The sequence below is a fragment of the Sphingomonas sp. genome (assembly GCF_042095875.1).
Taxonomy (GTDB): domain Bacteria; phylum Pseudomonadota; class Alphaproteobacteria; order Sphingomonadales; family Sphingomonadaceae; genus Sphingomonas.
Window position 1 is genome coordinate 1 of record NZ_JBELMJ010000041.1, and the last position, 15,190, is coordinate 15,190.

Here is a 15,190-nt window from a genome sequence, read left to right on the forward strand (position 1 = left end):
CTTCACTCCGCTGCCTGCCACCTACTCATCACTCCTGCCCGGCGTTCTTGGGTATGCCCTTGTGAGCCAGTTATGCAGCGGTCGGCTCAGAAGGGCAACTACCGGTCCTACGTAGCCTAGCTAAGCGGACCGGGTCTAAGTAGCTGCTCCATCACCGATGAACGCGATTTCGGTGATCGGCCGTGCATCGGCCCCTTCCTGCACGCTGGCGTCCGACTTTGCTCTTCGGTATAAGGCCGTTAGACAGGTCAGGGTAGCGGGTTTGGTGCAGATGGAAGCACAGAGGGTCAAGATCGTGGACGGTGGTAAGCTCGTAATCCCGGCGGCAATGCGCCGTGAGCTCGGGATCACCACGGGTGATACCGTTCTCGTCGATGTGGACGATGGCGAGTTGCGGGTACGTTCCGTACCTAAAGCACTTGAGCGTGCTCGCGCGATCCTGCGCAAGTATGTGCCCGAAGGCGTCGGCTTGGCTGACGAGCTGATCGCGGAGCGTCGGCGTGAGGCGGAGCGTGAGTAGCAAAGTCGTACTCGACGCCTCCGCCCTGCTCTGCCTTCTGAACGATGAACCCGGGGCGGATCGGGTAGTCGATGTCCTGACCCGCAGCATCACCGGAACAGCCAGCCTCGCAGAGGTCGTTTCCAAGCTACGGGACCGAGGATTGCCGCTCGACGAGGTGCGTGAGGCGCTCGGCGGGCTGCATCTCGATGTCCGGTCGCTCACTCCTGCCCAGGCACTTATAGTAGGCGATCTCCGGCCAGCGACGAAGGCTCTCGGTCTGTCCCTCGGCGATCGGGCATGCCTTGCCTTGGCGATCGACCTGCAAGCCGAGATGCTCACAACGGACGCGCCACTTGCGAGCGCCGATGTAGGCATCACGATCACCAACGTTCGGCCACACGCAGAGTAGTCGCACATTCGTGCTTTTGGGTACGGTTAGCCGGAACAGAGAGACCGCAGCACCAGACGTCCACTGTTTTAGTTGAACGTCCATCATTTCAGGACGCTCCCACGGAGCGAAAGTCGTCCACCAATTCAGGGAAACCTACAGGCAAAAACGGAAAGAAGTTTCCGAAAACCGGCAACCCGTTTCCGAGGCTCGCACCGACTTTGCAAGACCCGACCGACCCCAAACCGCTGGCACCGTCGCACTCGCTCGTCGTCACGGGACCAACAGATCTTGTCGTTCGCCCGGCGCCGATGCTGCCCGGGATCGTCGATCATGAGACCGAGCGCGCCGACGCCTATGCCCGCGCTGCGCGTGCCGGCAACACCCAGCGCGCCTACATGGCCGATTGGGCGATCTTTACCGCCTGGTGCGAGGCGCGCGGCGAGTGCGCGCTCCCGGCGAACACTGAATGTGTGAGGCGCTTCGTCGCCTACGAAGCCGACCGGGGCATAAAGCCGTCTACCGTCGAACGCCGCCTTGCGGCGATTGGGCACTTTCACCGAGCGGAAAGTTTTGTCGCCCCGCCGGCTCGCCCTGATGCGGGCCGCTTGCGCGAGACGATGGCCGGCATCCGCGCGGAGAAGGGAAAGAAGGTCTCCCGAAAACGCGCAGCCGGCGCCCAGATCCTGAGCGCCATGCTTGATGCCTATCCTGGCGATGGGCTGCGTCCAGTCCGCGATCGCGCAGTGTTAGCGCTAGGTATGGCCGCCGCGATGCGTCGCTCCGAACTGGTCGCGCTCTCTACCGATGATATCACGATTGTGCCTGAGGGAATGAAGGTCTTCATCGCGCGATCGAAGACTGATCAAAAGCGGGAGGGCGTCGAGGTGCCCGTTCTCGAGCGGAACGGGCTTCGGCCGAAGAGTCACTTGCTCACCTGGATGGCGGCGGCTGGCCACGACAAGGGATGGCTTTTCCGCCGTCTAACGCGTCAGGACACGCTTACCGATGAGCCGACGAGCGATCGAGCCGTGGCGCGTCTTGTTCAAACGGCCGCCCGGAAGGCTGGCCTCGACGAGCGACAGTTTGGTGGACACTCTCTTCGAGCGGGGTTCCTCACGGAGAGCGCATCACGAGGCGCTACCGTCTTCAAGATGCAGGAGGTTAGTCGGCACAAAACGGTCCAGATCTTGTCCGAATATGTACGGGATGCCGAGTTATTCAAAGGTCATGCGGGGAGCGGCTTCCTTTAACTAAATACCCACCCACTTGATTGCGTTCGCAGAAAGATTGGCTCTGAGCGCGAGGCAGCCTCAGTCCCGATCGGGAAAGAATAGTCGCGAGTTCTCGCTGTTATACGTCGCACAACGCTCGGCGAGGTAGCGTCCCACGTCAAAGAGTTCGGCCGCCCAATGCTGAAGCAGGACGCTTTGCCCGACCCGGGACGGCGCGACCCTATGTAGCATGGGCAGCACGATCGCCGCAGGACGGTCGGCATCGTCTGCGCGCGGTGGAACAGCCGGCGGGAGATAAAGGTAGTTAGGGTCTAGCGAACGAAGCTGTGCAATCGCGGCTTCAAGCGCCGGATCATGCATGAGGAAGAGAATACGGCTATGCTCACGGAAGAAGAACATGTTCGCTTCATTCAGCGCCTTTGGCGTGACCCATGCTTGCACCGTCAGCTTAGGGCCGGGCGCGTTGATGTCCTTCGGATAGTAGTTCTGTAGACGACACCACAGCGCTAAACGTCTGGCTGCTCCAGAGTTACGAACGATATAGCACCCATCCCAGGTCTGAAAGTCCAGCTTCACGCGCCCAGATTCGTCGATCGCGCCAGACTCCCTTTTGATGGCTCCGCAGAGACGAGCGTACTGTCTCCGGTTCAAAGGTCCGAAGCTTTCCGGTCCCGTCCTGCTTTTGTCGAGCAAGTCCATGGTTTCGGGGAGCCGACCCAAATCAAACACGATCTTACCTTTAGACTGTGCTACGCCACGAATGAGCCGCACCGGCACCTCGGCCTCATAGGCTTCACCGCCTTCGACGAGGGTAGACAAGACGATCACCGCAGGGTGGTCACGAGCATCAGGGCCTGGCACCACGAGGTCTTGAAGTAGCGCGAGCCGCGCCGAGGGGATGTGCTTATCCGGGTGGATCGCCGGGTAATAGTTCGGCTTCAAGGCTAGGCAGCCGGCGATCGCATCTGCCCACTCGCGATCCTCAGTAGCCTCCGGGTTGCCCCTTTTTCCCCACCACATCGCCATTCTCCAGCTCGTGCCCTCACCCGTCCTTCAACGTGTTCGCCCGCAAGATGCCTCCCAATTACAAAGAGGTCACCTCTTCATATTTTCCGGCCCGCCGAAGCTGACGAACAATGCCGTTGAAGGCGGCGGTAACGCCTTGCGACCGCCCGATCTCGTTCGTTTGCTGCGCAGCGTCCCAGAACAACTCGAGCGGCCAACGTTCCGGACAATGCGGGAGCAAGCAGCGCAGCGCGAGACGAACTTCGATGCCGTCCACACGCCTTTCAGAACAATGCGTAAGGCTCGACCGGAGTATCTGTAGCGACAGTGCGATGATAACGCGCTGATGCCGTGGGACCGAGCTCACCTTAATGGAAATCGTGCGACTTGAAGCGCACGACGTCTTCAGGATCCATGCCCTCCGCATGGGGCGGCCAGTAGCAGTTGCGCGGCTCCGGGCTCCAATCTTTGTCGCCGCGGTCGGGCGAGCCGGGGTGCTGTGCGGCATCGCCGCGGCCGGTGCGATGCGGGAATGACATGTCGCCAACGCGGTGCAGAAGGTCGCCGTGGTCAACGATGCGGTCGCAGATGACGTGGATCACCTCGCCCTCCTTCTGCACCCGCCCCTTCAGACCGACCATCGAAGCCGACATCACAGTGCGGCGCTGGGCCTCGAAGCGGTCGGGCCAGAGGATGCCGTTGGCGATGCCGGTCTCGTCCTCGATCGTGATGAACAGCACACCCTTGGCGGATCCGGGCTTCTGACGGACCAGGATGATGCCGGCGACCTCGACGTGGCGGCCGTCGCGGACGCTGGCGAGATCCGCGCAGCGCGTCACGCCGCGGCGCGTCAACTCGTCGCGGACGAACGAAAGCGGATGTGCGCGGAGCGACAGCTGCAGGTTGCGATAATCCTCGATCACCTCACGCCCGTCGGTGAGCGAACGGAGCTGCACCTCGGGCTCGATCCCCTCCGCACTCTGCGTCTCGGCCGCGCGGTCGGCTGCGGCGAACAGCGGTAGCGGTGCCTCGCCGAGCCCCCTCACCTTCCAGAGCCCCTGCCGGCGATCGGCGCCGAAGCTGTGGAAGGCGTCGCCGTCCGCCAGCTTCTCGATCGCGGCGCGCTGCGCGCCGGAGCGGCGCCACACGTCCTCGACGCTCTCGTAGGCCGTCGTGCTGCGCGCGGAGACGATCTTTGCGCCGTCCGCGTTCGACAGCCCGCGGATCTGCCTGAGACCGAGCCGCACCGCCAGGTAGCGCCCGCGCGTCGGCTCGAGCGTGCAGTCCCAACGGCTGGCGTTAACGCAAGGAGGCCGCACCTCGACGCCATGCTCGCGCGCGTCGCGGACGATCTGCGCCGGAGCGTAGAAGCCCATCGGCTGCGCGTTCATCAGCGCGGCGCAGAACACGTCGGGATGGTGATGCTTCATCCAGCTGCTCGCGTAGGAGATCTTTGCGAAGCTGGCGGCGTGGCTCTCTGGGAAGCCGTAGGAGCCGAAGCCCTCGAGCTGGCGGAAGGTGCGCTCGGCGAACTCACGCGGGTAGCCGCGCGCAACCATGCCCTCGACCAGCTTCTCGCTGAAGTGGCTGACCCCTCCGGTGAATTTGAAGGTGGCCATGGCGCGGCGCAGCTGGTCCGCCTCGGCCGGCGTAAATCCGGCGCCGACGATCGCCACCTTCATGGCCTGCTCCTGAAACAGCGGCACGCCGAGCGTCTTCTCGAGCACGGCGCGCAGCTCCGGCCGCGGGTACTCCGGCCGCTCCAGCCCCTCACGCCGGCGCAGATACGGGTGGACCATGTCGCCCTGGATTGGGCCCGGGCGCACGATCGCGACCTGGATGACGAGGTCGTAGAAGCGCCGCGGCTTCATGCGCGGCAGCATGCTCATCTGCGCGCGGCTCTCGATCTGGAAGGTGCCGAGCGTGTCCGCCTTCTGGATCATGGCATAGACGTCGGGATCGTCGTCCTGCAGGTCGGCCAGCCCGACGCGGATGCCCTTGTCCTGCTCGAGCAGGTTGAAGGCGCGGTTCATGCAGCCAAGCATCCCCAAGCCGAGGACGTCGACCTTCATGAATTTGAGCGAGTCGATGTCGTCCTTGTCCCACTCGATGATCTGGCGATCTTCCATCGCCGCGGGCTCGATCGGCACCAGGTCGTCGAGGCGGTCGTGCGTCAGCACGAAGCCGCCCGGATGCTGCGACATGTGGCGCGGCACGCCGATCAGTTTGCGCGCGAGGTCGAGCGTCAACCGCAGCCGGCGATCGGCGATGTCGAGGTTCAGCTCTTCAACTTGCTTCTCGCCAACACCCTCGGCCGACCAGCCCCACACAAGGCCGGCGAGCGAGGAGGTCAGATCCTCAGGAAGCCCGAGCGCCTTGCCAACGTCGCGCACCGCGCCCCGCGCGCGGTATCGCGTCACGACCGCAGTCAGCGCGGCGCGGTCACGCCCGTAGGTCTCGTAGATCCACTGGATGATCTCCTCGCGGCGCTCATGCTCGAAGTCGACGTCGATATCGGGCGGCTCGCGCCGTTCGCCCGACACGAAGCGCTCGAAGAGCAGCTCGTGCTTGATCGGGTCGATCGACGTGACGCCGAGGACGAAGCACACGCAGCTGTTGGCGGCCGAGCCGCGTCCCTGGCAGAGGATCCCGCGCCGGCGTGCCTCGCGCACGATCGCGTAGACGGTGAGGAAGTAGGGAGCATAGCCGAGCTCGCCGATCAGCCGCATCTCGTGCGCGATCTGGGTGGTGTAGGCTTCGGGCACGTTGCCGCCGAACATGCGCTCGACCGCCTCGGTCGCCAGCTTCTGCAAGGCCTCCTGCGCGGTCAGCCCCTCGATCAGACGCTCATGCGGGTATTGGTACGCCAGCTCGCCCAGGTCGAAGGTGCAGAGCTTGGCGATGTCGACGCTCGCCTGCAGCGCGTCGGGATAGGCGCGGAAGCGCCGGACCATCTCGTCCGGCGATTTCAGCGCGCGGTCGGCGTTCACCTCGCGGCGGTAGCCGAGCTCATCGACGGTGCATTTCTCGCGCACCGCCGTGACGACGTCCTGCAGGAGCCGTGCCTCGGGCGCGTGGTAGAGCACGTCGCCAGTGACGACCGCGCGCACGCCGGCGCCGCCCGCCTGCCGTGCCAGCGCGTCGATGCGGACCGCGTCGCCCGGCCGGCGCCGCTGGTAGAGCGCCATGTAGCCGCGGCGCCCGTAGACCGCCTTCAGGTCCTTCAGCGCCGCCAGGTTCTCCTCGTCTGCCTCGTGCGGCAGCAGGATGGCGATGACGCCCTCGGACCATGGCTCGAGGTCGTGCCAGTGGAGCAGACACCCGCCCTTCCCTGCGCGCTTCTTGCCGACGGTCAGCAGCCGCGTGATCCGCGACCAGGCGGGACGATCTATCGGGTAGAGCAGCAGGCGACGGCCGCACGAGAGATCCACGCGCGTGCCCGCGATCGAGCGCACGCCCGTCGCCTTCTGCGCCTCCCATGCGCGCACGACGCCCCCGACCGTGCCGATGTCGCTGACGCCGATCGCAGGATAGCCGAGCAGCGCCGCGGCCGCGAACAGCTCCTCGGGAGACGACGCGCCGCGCAGCAGCGAGAAGTGGGTGAGCACCTGCAGCTCGACATAGTGGGTCACCCGAAGACCCCGTGCATCCACCAGCTAAGGTCGCCGGTATCCTCCTCGAAGCCGTCGCCGCGGCGGAACACCCAATAGCGGCCGCCCGCATCGTCCTCGACGCGGTAATAGTCGCGCACCGCCCACACCTCGGCGTCGCGGCGCCACCACTCGCCATGGACCCGCTCGGGACCATCGCCGGCGACGATCTTGTAGGTCTTGCCGCGCCACTCGAAGCGGCGAGGCGGCTGGTCGGGCATTAGCGCCATCACGCGCGCAAGCGGCTCGGGTCGCGCGAAAAGGCGGATCGGTCGCGGCCACTTTGGCCAGGGGCCAGGCGTTTCGTTTGGGTCGGAGCGGGCGACGGCTCGCTCCGGCACATGGCTCTCGACTGGCGCCACGCGGAAGACGGCGCGCGGACCGATCCTGCCGGCGATGACGTCGACTAGGCGCGCGGAGTCCCGCACCAGCGTCTCGCCGGCGAGCACGGCGCCGAGGTCGACCGCATCAAGCAGCTCGGTATGCGGGGCGACGAGCCAGAACTGCTCGAGCCCCATGCCCGGGTCGATCCGCTCGATCTTGAGCTTCAGCAGCCGCAGCAAGTGCGGCACCTCGCGCGTCGGCCGCGACGTGCCGACGGCGACCACCTGCTCGGTGCCGTCGACGCGCAGGCCGGTGAGCCGCAGCGCGCGCGCGCCGAGCCCGCGCTCCTGCAGCACGCCGGCGAGATCGCGCAGGAGGTCGCCCATGACCTGCTCGATCGCCTCGGCCGTGCCGATCGGCTCTAGCAGCCGGCGCTCGACGAGCGGCACGTCGGCGTCCTCGCGCGGGGTGATCGGCTCCGCGACCGCGCCCAGCGCCTGGTCGAGCCGCGTGATCGCCGGCAGGCCAAGCCGGCGCGCGAGCGGCCCGCGCGCGACCGGCAGGAGATCCGCGACTGTCTCGAAGCCGAAGCGCCGCGCGGCGCTGAGTGCGCTCGGAGCAAGCCGTAGTGCCACGATCGGCAGCGGCGCGAGTGCACTGGCAGTCGCGCCCGGCTCGGCGCGGATGAGGTCGCCGCGGCCGTAGCGCGCGAGCGCGTGCGCCGCGCCGGGCGTGTCGGCGACCGCAACGCGTGCCGTGAAGCCTGCCCGCCTGCAGAAGGCGATCAGACGCCGGCAGAAGCGCTCTTCACCGCCATGCAGGTGCTCACAGCCCGCGAGGTCGATCCAGAGACCATCGCTTGGGCTGACCGCCGCGATCGGCGACCAACGGCGCACTGCCAGCAGGGCAAGGCGGTCGAGCAGCGCTGCGTCGGCCTGCGGCTCGGCCGGGCGGAAATCGAGATCCGAGACGAGCGCGCGCGCGTGGGTCGCCGCCATGCCCGGATGCACGCCGAGCGCACGCGCGCCGTCACAGGCGGCGACCACCTCTTCGCGCCGGCCGACCTTGTCGATCAGCGCCAGCGGCGCGTGCTCGAGCGGCTTGGTGGCGGGCACGCTGATGCGCGGCGCGGGCGTCGCCGCCTTGTAGGGGTGACTGGCAGCTTCGGAGCGCCGGCCGAGCTCGCGCATAGGCGGCTGCGCGTGGGTCGGCAGTGCGGCGATCTGCGCCTCGACGTCGCCGCGCGACGGCATGCCTTCCCGCGCCCACCGCGCACCTGATCGCCATCCTCCGCCCCGCGGCACCGAACAGGCGCCGGGGTCGTCGTCTACCGGCAGCTCGAGGACAGGCCTTTCAGGCTGCCGCGAAGCGGACCGTTCCAGCCGCCTCAGCCGCTCCACGGCCAAGCTCGGCAGGAACAGCGAGACGACCCGTCTCATCGCTGCCCTCCACAATCAGGGAGAAGCCCTCACCTCCACGCTGGCGGACGCACTCGACCGACCATCTCGCTCTTCCCACACCCGCGACACCCAACCGCTCGGACGGCGCGGCACCGATCCGCCAGCGCGTCCACGCGGCGGACGGCTCGGCAAACACGTCCTGGTTGAGGCCGCGCGCGCGGCGCAGCAGCAGCACCGGCATGTCGGCGTCGGCCGCGACGAGCTGCAGCCGGCGCGTGGCTACCATCGAGACCTTGCTCGCCTCTGCCACGATCGCAGCCGGCGTGCCGTCCCGCACCGCATCCTCGACTACGGCCAAGAGCGCGGCATCGTCGCGCGGCTGCGCGTAGATCACGTTGGCGGAGGGAAGCCCGGCCTGCTCGAGGGCGGGAGCGTAGAGGTCAGCCCTGCAGCTGGCCCATAGCACTGGACCGCCGGCCCCCGCCGCCTCGCGTGCGGCGATGCCGGCGAGGAAGAGCGTTGTAGCGGCATCGTCGACCAGCGCGGCGCTCCGCGCAGTCGCCTCGTGCAGCGCGCCGGCTCGCAAGCCCCCTGCCCCGAGCCGGCTGTCGAGCGCGTCCACGCCGAACGGCATGACGCGATAGTCAGCAGCAGGCGTAGCGATCGTCCGCAGATGCGCTATGCTGGTCGGCAGGGAATCAAGGGCGGCGGACATAAGGGACTAGACTCTACTCGTTCCCTCTATGTTCCGTTAAGGGGTTCCATCCGTCAACCCGATTTCCAGCTGTCCCCGCGTCAGCTCGTCGCAGATACCCCGACCATCCTGCTTTCGATCGCAACCGGACCGGCACCGGGCTGCTTCGCTCGCCGGAGTTGCGCCTGGGCGGCTTCCACCAGCTCTTGCGGCGGACGGCTGCGGCTCGCTGCAACGCCGGCAGAGAGCGAGATGCGGCCAAGCGGCTCATCGCTCTCGCGCACCTTCATCTCGCGTGCTCCGATCGCCTCGCATGCCTCGGTGACCATCTCGCCAGCGGCACGCAGGTCCATTCCCTCGATGAGCAGCGCGAAGGTGCCGCCTTCCCAGCGACTGACGAGGTGGCTGCGGCAATGATCGGCGAGCGCGCGCGCCACGACCTTCAAGAGGCGGTCACCGACTGCTGCCGAGTGGCTCTCGTTGATGCCGCGAAGGCCATCGACGTCGACGAGTGCGACGCAGACTGGATTCCGTAAGTCGCCCGCGAGGCGGTCCTCGAAGCCCTTCCTGTTTGTCAGGCCCGTCAGCGGGTCGTGCTGCCCTGCTGCCTGCAGAGCCGCCAGCTCGGCGCGGATCTGGCGCGCGCGGGCCGCAGCCTGCGCGAAACTTGCTTCTGCGCTCTCTGCTCGGCGGAGCATGGTCGCGAGCAGCGGGCCGACCGTCGCTCCTGGTTCATCCAGCAGCGCCGCGGACGCGGTGACCAGCTCGCGGCTGAGATCGGTCGTGATCGTCATCGCGTCTCCGACGACGTCCATGACCCGCAGAGTGATGTGATCGAGCTCGGGCGCTACGTTCGCGGGCGCGGCAGGCCGTAGCTGAAGCACCTGCTCTTCGGTCAGGCGGACACCGCCGTCGATCGCGCCGTCGACGCGTTCGCGCAGCTGCGTGTCCTCGCCGCTCAGGTACTCGTGGGCGAAGGCATAGTGGTCTGGGGTGTGAGCGAGACGGTGACGATCAAGGAAGACGAGGACCTCGGCTCCGCCTTGCGGCCGCTTACGTCGATCTACCATCCTCAGCCTCCGTCGTGGCGCCTGGTTCCTCCCCTGCCTGTGCGGATAAGCTAGCGATTACAGATCGATGTTACGATCCTTCATCGCCTCCGCAGCCAGGTCGCCGATCGGACCGACGCCTCCGACCGTCTCGAAAACGACGGTGACGTCGTGATCGTCGAGCTTCGACAGCATCAGCTTGACGGCGCTGGTGCCCGCCTCATCCAGCACAGTCGTTGTGTCGTCGCTCGCCATCGGTAAGGTCCCCACGCTTTCAAAGGGAGTATGACGAGCATGAACGTTGGTGAGCTGGCCAAGGGCGTCGCGGCTGCAACGGGTACGAGCGAGGCGGACGCGAAGAAGACGATCACCGCGGTGTTCGACCAGATCGCGGCTGCGGCTGCGAAGGGAGAAGAGGTCTCGATCAATGGCTTCGGCAAGTTCACCGTCAAGGACCGGCCGGAGCGCGAGGGCCGCAACCCGTCGACCGGCGAGAGCATGACGATCGCTGCGTCGAAGAAGGTCGCCTTCACGGCCGCCAAGGGCCTGAAGGACAAGCTGTAAGGCATGCGCGCCGGCGGGTTAGCTCGTCGGTGCCAATAGGAGGCGCGGATGTGCAATCGGTATCGGCTCACGGCCAAGCAGGCCGAGGTGATGGCGACGTTCGGCATCCGGCCGCCCTATGAACCGGACGAGACCTTCCCCGCTGGCGACATCTTCCCGACGGGCAAGAAGACGCCCTTCTATGGCGCTGTGATCGTGAAGGATGGCGACGATCGCCGGGTCGAGCGCATGGAGTGGGGCGTGCCGACGCAGGTGCCCAGCAAGCGCGATCCATCGGTCAAGCTGACCAAATACGTGACCAACGTACGCAATCTCAGCTCCAGCTTCTGGCGATCGATGCTGACTACGCCGGCGCGACGCTGCCTGGTGCCAGTGACATCGTTCTCCGAGTACGGGCTCGCTCCCGGGGAGGATGGTAAGAAGCCGTTGCACTGGTTTGACATACCGAGCCGGCCCATCTTCGCATTCGCGGGCATTTGGCGCCCGACCGAGCGCGGCAACGCCTATGGGTTCCTGACAACGGAGCCTAACGCGATCGTGGCTCCTATCCACCCCAAAGCGATGCCCGTGGTAATACACGACGACGATTATGATCGTTGGCTTTCTGCGCCATGGGACGATGTTGCCGATGTTGTGGCGCCGTATCCATCACAGCTTATGACTGTGTCCACATAAAATCCAAGTCTGACATGCTGCTTTAGCTGCCTGATCGCCCATACTTTCGATTACCGTGACCATCATAGAGGGGCTCATCAGGACGTTTCAGAGTTGTAACTATGTTTGGACTAGATATGACGTTTATTGATCCTCCTAAGCTAAGACTCGATTTCGTGCGGGACGTCGTCACCGAACACGTGGGCTACGAAAAGGGATCCAACGAGCGAGAGTTGGGACCGGGCGCTACGGGTATCATCTCTACGATTGGCCCCTTTCTCGTCGACCGGTTCGCAGCGGGCTTGCGGTGCATCGTCACCGGAACAGACCGGAATTTCGTGGAGCAAAAGATCTCCGTTGGCCGCGTTCTCGCGCAACCTTGGAAACGAGACAGAGTGGCGACTGCACTCCAATTGCGAGAGCAAGGGCTCCCGCCTCGCATAGCTGTCACACGAGTACGGCTAGCGGGGCACGACGACTTTTTCCTGGTGGTGGACGGTTGTCACAGAACCTACGCTGCGCGCCGGTGGGGCGACGACCTGATCGAGGCACAAATTCAGGGAACCTCCTTTTGCGATGCAAGGGCATACGGCCTCAAGGGAACCAAGCTTGTCAGGGGCTGGGGCTCGACCGGTATCCACGTCAGTCCGGAGAAGCCGCTTGGGCCGGAGGTCGATGCAGAGGCATCAAGAGTGCCCTATGATATTGCAATAATCCTTAATGCCTTAGGTGCTCATGGGGAGGCAGACTCTCCGACGTTCTCGTTTGGCTGAAGGTTGGATTGATGCCACTGTCCGCTAAAGCCTCTCGCGCGATTGCTCCACGAGGTCGTTACGGGGGTTGAACAAATCGGGACCGCGACCCATCTTTCCCTATAACGACAGCGCTTTGGTGGGGGCACCAGTCCGGCGCAGCAACGGGAGGCTACCATCAGCAGGGCGGACGATTTCAAGACACTGTTTTCGAACATTGCGATCGACAACGAGGCCACAATTTCATCCCGCTACGGCGAAGTTACGAGGGCATGCAACCTTCAATTTCGCGATACAGACAGCCGAACGGATAACAGCCTTCAGGTAGGCTCCTATGGTCGCTGGACCGCCATCCGCGGTATCTCCGACCTGGATATGCTCTACATCATGCCTAGCGGCAAATGGGAACGCTATAAGGACAAGCCATATCAGCTACTACGCGACACAGCTGACGCAATTCAGGCTAGGTATGCCAGCACGACTGTCTACGTGGATACCCTCGTTGTTGTTTGTCAGTATCAGAACTTCAAGATCGAGGTTCAGCCTGTCTTCGAAGATGAGGAGGGATTCTGGTATCCTCACACGAAGGGGCAGGGCTGCTACCGTCTGACTAGGCCACGTCCAGAACTGGCGACTACCCAGCAGGTCAACACCGACAAGAATGGCAACCTTCGTCGTTTAGCCAAAATGACGCGGGCCTGGAAAAATAAGCATGGCGTTGCTATGGGCGGCTTACTCATTGATACTCTAGCGCACAACTTTTTGGTTTCCCGGACTGAATACGACAAGACATCGTTGAACTCCTGCGCTCAGATGATGCGGGACTTTCTATCATTCCTGTTGGAAGAGCCAAAAAAAGATCGCTACGCCGCCCTTGGTAGCGGTCAGCACGTCAAGGTTCGCAAAGCATTTCAGAGCAAGGCGAAGAAGGGATTGGCACTCGCGGATAAGGCCCTTGAGGCCGGCGAGGACAGTAAGGCGAACACCCGGTGGCGAAAGTTATTTGGTCGCGCATATCCCCTGTCCGCCACCACAGAGGTCCGAAAGGCCCAGCTTACTGAGGCGGGCTACACGGCTGACAATACCGAGGAGTTTATCGAGGACCAGTTCCCCGTCGATATCCGGTACTCTCTACGTCTGGAGTGCGAGATAAAACAGAGTGGCTTCCGTACAGTCTTTCTGCGTGCGATGCGTGGCTTCAACGCAAGACGACCAAACGTTTATAAGTCTAAGTCACTTCGCTTCTACATCGACGAGGAAGACATTAAGGGCGTCTATCACGTTTATTGGAAGGTGCTGAACCGAGGTCCAGAAGCGATCCGCAGGAACATCATTCGTGGTCAGATTGTCCCTGATAGCGGCAACAAGACTAAGCGGGAGACATCGGACTTCCGCGGTGAGCATGTCGTTGATTGCTACGCAGTCCAAGACGGGGTTGTCGTTGCTAAGGATCGCATCCACGTTCCCATCGTAGACGAGAGTGAAAAGTGATGGACAGAGATGCGCTTTTGCTGACCATCGCCGAAAAGGGATACGACGTTGCGTTCGGTGCTCGCAAGACATTCGCGACCTATGATTGGATCACCAAGCTACCGGGCTGGGTTGGCTTGGCCTCAAGCGCTATCGGTATAGCTGCGCTGATCTATGAGCCCTTATCAACGAAGTGGCCGTCCGGCGCTCTTCTGGTCATCGGTATAGCGACCCTTTACCTGTCATTTTACCGCGCTGAAGAGTACTACGCATCCGCAAACAAGTTGCTTTCGCTGCTAGACCGGCTGAAGGATCTGTATCGCCTTGTAAAGGGTGGCTCCGATCCAGTCGCAGCGAAAGCCGAATTTGACGCCATCAATACCGAGTACCGCGCCATTTCAATCGGAAAGCAGGTATTCCTAAGTGGATGGTACGCTCATTACAAGCTGTTTGCCGAGACGCAGGTCGGCTGGATGGATGAGCAGCTTCACTTTACGTGGAAAGATAAGTGGCCTCTTTCGGCAAGGTTATTTCTTGCAACGGTCGCCTTAGCTACTCTTATTGGGCTAACGTATTGGGGGTACAGTGCCCATTTCTGTGTTTGATCAATGCAACCTTCTCTGTTTTGGAGCAGTGTATGACACCGCAGGAACGAATTGAACTTGACGGCGCCTTCAAAAAGGTTGCCCGTAGCCAAGAAGCTATCGGCCGCTTGGCCGAAGAGGGAACTCAGAAGACATTCGCAAACGTCGGCCAGAGTACTTGGGATGGGTACTTTCCTCGTCTCAAGGCGGCACGCGCTGCGGCAGATGCGGCTCAGACCGAGCTCGAGGAGGTTTACCGCCGGCTAGTGCCCGGGCAGCCGCTTGATTAGGCCGGCTGCGTTTAGCCGTCCTCCGAGTCACGGTTATGCACTAACCGGAGCGTCGGCTTAAACCGCGCGATCTCCACTAGTTTTCGCATCTGCTCGGGATCCTCAAGGAGGTCCGCGATCGCCTGATTGACCAGGCCCTGGGCGTAGAGAAGCAGGCGTGCCTCGTCGTCGCCTTCCATCTGGAGCGCGATGCACTCCTGCTTCACACCCTCACGCCGGATAAACGTCGCGCCCTCGCCCATGCAGGCTTCTCCCGTTTGCGCTGCATCATGATCGCAGGCGATGTCGCTGTCCACCGGCCGTGATCCGCTCGTGGAGCCAAAGCGCTGCTGCGGACGATGTTTGTGCCTCGACCATGGCACGCGGAGGCGCTCACAAAGCTGCTATGGCAACACGCACGCGATCAGGATCAGCGTGCCGCAGGCGAAGAAGACGATCGCCGGCTCTTTCCAGAAGGCGCCCAACCACCATCCAACTGGTCCACCTACGACCAGGAAAATGGCTCCAGCGAGGAACCTGTCCATGTCTCGGGCTCTTCCGCGGACAACGACCGTCTACAATTCCATCCGTTCAGGTCAGGCGATAAGAGACACCAACATCCCAACGATACCGATCCCGCCGCTGATCAT

The 15,190-nt window shown here is 63.7% G+C and carries 16 protein-coding genes; 7 read left to right on the plus strand and 9 right to left on the minus strand.

Annotated features, from left to right (window positions below):
* Positions 1 to 157: 157 nt before the first annotated feature.
* From ACFDS6_RS13180 to ACFDS6_RS13190, 3 genes are all read left to right on the plus strand, one after another.
* Positions 158 to 520: an AbrB/MazE/SpoVT family DNA-binding domain-containing protein gene (locus ACFDS6_RS13180; RefSeq protein ID WP_223176898.1), complete on the plus strand. Its 363-nt coding sequence runs from the start codon at positions 158 to 160 to the stop codon at positions 518 to 520.
* Entirely contained in the window at positions 513 to 911 is a 399-nt protein-coding gene (locus tag ACFDS6_RS13185; protein WP_174195108.1) for a type II toxin-antitoxin system VapC family toxin, read from the plus strand. The genes ACFDS6_RS13180 and ACFDS6_RS13185 overlap by 8 nt, the downstream gene beginning before the upstream one ends.
* A gap of 290 nt (positions 912 to 1,201) precedes the next feature.
* Positions 1,202 to 2,143, plus strand: coding sequence for a site-specific integrase (locus ACFDS6_RS13190; RefSeq protein WP_174195109.1), 942 nt, complete (start codon positions 1,202 to 1,204; stop codon positions 2,141 to 2,143).
* 60 nt (positions 2,144 to 2,203) lie between these two features.
* Here the strand turns inward: ACFDS6_RS13190 and ACFDS6_RS13195 are convergent, their stop codons facing one another.
* The 7 genes from ACFDS6_RS13195 to ACFDS6_RS13225 all read right to left on the minus strand — a co-directional run bounded on the left by ACFDS6_RS13195 (position 2,204) and on the right by ACFDS6_RS13225 (position 10,502).
* The gene (locus ACFDS6_RS13195) at positions 2,204 to 3,151 is read right to left on the minus strand and encodes a hypothetical protein (protein WP_174195110.1); all 948 of its coding nucleotides are present in this window, start codon (positions 3,149 to 3,151) and stop codon (positions 2,204 to 2,206) included.
* A 58-nt stretch (positions 3,152 to 3,209) separates the two neighbouring features.
* Positions 3,210 to 3,407, minus strand: coding sequence for a hypothetical protein (locus ACFDS6_RS13200; RefSeq protein ID WP_246248788.1), 198 nt, complete (start codon positions 3,405 to 3,407; stop codon positions 3,210 to 3,212).
* Between the two features lie 91 nt (positions 3,408 to 3,498).
* Complete coding sequence (locus ACFDS6_RS13205; protein ID WP_174195112.1) at positions 3,499 to 6,762, minus strand: error-prone DNA polymerase; 3,264 nt, start codon at positions 6,760 to 6,762, stop codon at positions 3,499 to 3,501.
* The gene (locus ACFDS6_RS13210) at positions 6,759 to 8,357 is read right to left on the minus strand and encodes a DNA polymerase Y family protein (protein ID WP_246248789.1); all 1,599 of its coding nucleotides are present in this window, start codon (positions 8,355 to 8,357) and stop codon (positions 6,759 to 6,761) included. Before ACFDS6_RS13210 ends, ACFDS6_RS13205 begins: the two co-directional genes overlap by 4 nt.
* Positions 8,358 to 8,457: 100 nt before the next feature.
* Positions 8,458 to 9,138, minus strand: coding sequence for an ImuA family protein (locus ACFDS6_RS13215; RefSeq protein ID WP_375272593.1), 681 nt, complete (start codon positions 9,136 to 9,138; stop codon positions 8,458 to 8,460).
* Positions 9,139 to 9,299: 161 nt separating this feature from the next.
* Positions 9,300 to 10,268: a GGDEF domain-containing protein gene (locus ACFDS6_RS13220; RefSeq protein WP_174195114.1), complete on the minus strand. Its 969-nt coding sequence runs from the start codon at positions 10,266 to 10,268 to the stop codon at positions 9,300 to 9,302.
* A 57-nt stretch (positions 10,269 to 10,325) separates the two neighbouring features.
* The gene (locus ACFDS6_RS13225) at positions 10,326 to 10,502 is read right to left on the minus strand and encodes a hypothetical protein (RefSeq protein WP_174195115.1); all 177 of its coding nucleotides are present in this window, start codon (positions 10,500 to 10,502) and stop codon (positions 10,326 to 10,328) included.
* Between the two features lie 39 nt (positions 10,503 to 10,541).
* Between ACFDS6_RS13225 and ACFDS6_RS13230 the strand changes: the two genes are divergently transcribed.
* The 4 genes from ACFDS6_RS13230 to ACFDS6_RS13245 all read left to right on the plus strand — a co-directional run bounded on the left by ACFDS6_RS13230 (position 10,542) and on the right by ACFDS6_RS13245 (position 14,292).
* Positions 10,542 to 10,811, plus strand: coding sequence for an HU family DNA-binding protein (locus ACFDS6_RS13230; protein WP_174195116.1), 270 nt, complete (start codon positions 10,542 to 10,544; stop codon positions 10,809 to 10,811).
* Positions 10,812 to 10,859: 48 nt separating this feature from the next.
* Positions 10,860 to 11,486: an SOS response-associated peptidase gene (locus ACFDS6_RS13235; RefSeq protein ID WP_174195117.1), complete on the plus strand. Its 627-nt coding sequence runs from the start codon at positions 10,860 to 10,862 to the stop codon at positions 11,484 to 11,486.
* Between the two features lie 908 nt (positions 11,487 to 12,394).
* On the plus strand, positions 12,395 to 13,708 hold the full coding sequence (locus ACFDS6_RS13240; RefSeq protein WP_174195140.1) for a nucleotidyltransferase: 1,314 nt from the start codon (positions 12,395 to 12,397) through the stop codon (positions 13,706 to 13,708).
* Entirely contained in the window at positions 13,708 to 14,292 is a 585-nt protein-coding gene (locus tag ACFDS6_RS13245; RefSeq protein ID WP_174195118.1) for an SLATT domain-containing protein, read from the plus strand. The genes ACFDS6_RS13240 and ACFDS6_RS13245 overlap by 1 nt, the downstream gene beginning before the upstream one ends.
* A 280-nt stretch (positions 14,293 to 14,572) precedes the next feature.
* On the opposite strand, the gene ACFDS6_RS13250 is transcribed toward ACFDS6_RS13245, so the two are convergent.
* Both ACFDS6_RS13250 and ACFDS6_RS13255 read right to left on the minus strand, forming a co-directional pair.
* Positions 14,573 to 14,857, minus strand: a complete 285-nt coding sequence (locus ACFDS6_RS13250; protein WP_174195119.1) for a hypothetical protein — start codon at positions 14,855 to 14,857, stop codon at positions 14,573 to 14,575.
* Positions 14,858 to 14,944: 87 nt separating this feature from the next.
* Positions 14,945 to 15,085 carry a hypothetical protein gene (locus ACFDS6_RS13255; RefSeq protein ID WP_174195120.1) on the minus strand — a complete coding sequence of 47 codons (141 nt, stop codon included), beginning with the start codon at positions 15,083 to 15,085 and terminating at the stop codon, positions 14,945 to 14,947.
* Positions 15,086 to 15,190: the final 105 nt, after the last annotated feature.